The 976-nt window shown below is 41.7% G+C and carries 1 protein-coding gene; it reads left to right on the top strand.

The window, feature by feature from the left end; genetic code table 11:
• Positions 1 to 976: PucR family transcriptional regulator (locus AC1DUW_RS30455; protein ID WP_477644395.1), on the top strand; the 976-nt coding region annotated here is incomplete at both ends.

The raw sequence follows: 976 nt of genomic DNA, 5'->3' as shown, positions 1-976 counted from the left end.
GCTATATACACATCAGTTGGCTGAAAGAGCAAAGGAAGAACTCGGAAATCAAAAAGGGAAAGAGCTTATCACCATGCAAGATCCCAGTAATGTAGACTATTATTTTTCATTCTGGCCAGTTAGTGGTGGTGGCAATTTGCTTGGCTACCTAGCCATTCGCAGGTCTGGTGTAGAAATGGACGAGTTCGACCGTCTGACGGTCGATTTAGCTCGGAATATTTGCTCAATCCAGTTTATAAAGCAAAAGCTCGTCCTGGATGCAAAAGAACAGGCGAAGGACAGCTTCATTAGCAAATTGCTGACAGAAAAAATTGATAATGAAGAAAGCATTATTCAATATGCAAACTTATTTCAATGGGACCTGTTCAGCCGCCATCGGTTGGCTGTTTTGTCCATAGAGCTTGATGGAAGTGAAATGGAAGGAAGCAATCTTCTTGAACAGCAGACGAAAAAAACGCTTGTTTGGGATTCGATAAAATCTCATCTGTCGGAACTCGATCGTACCTTTATATCTGCATCACATGACGAAAAGTTTGTTCTCATTGTTTCAACGGAAAAGGAAGGGGATAAGCCGAAAAAGTTTTGGGCCACGCTTTTTGAAAGTATTCAGCGCTGGGCCGCGAAGGGACCTATCGATTGTAGAGTACTGATGGGGATCGGGAGTGAAACGGAGAATATCCAGGATTATTATGTGAGCTATCAGCAGGCTGTTCAGACATTGAATATAGTAAGCAGTCGGTTCGAGAACACTGGTTTTTCACTTTTTAAAGACCTCGGTTCCTATACCATTCTCCATCACTTGGATCATTCAACTGTCATTGATTTATTTGTGAAGAGCCAACTAGGTCCTCTCATCAAATATTCGGAAGGGAAAAACATCGATCTGTTCAATACTCTCCATGTTTTCCTTCAAAATAACGGGAATGTAAAAGGCACGGCTGAAGAACTTTATATTCATCGGAGTTCCCTCTTATAC

It is taken from the genome of Peribacillus sp. P4_C12, assembly GCF_056402095.1.
Note: the sequence above shows the minus strand (reverse complement) of the source record. Positions and strands in the feature narration are given on the sequence as shown.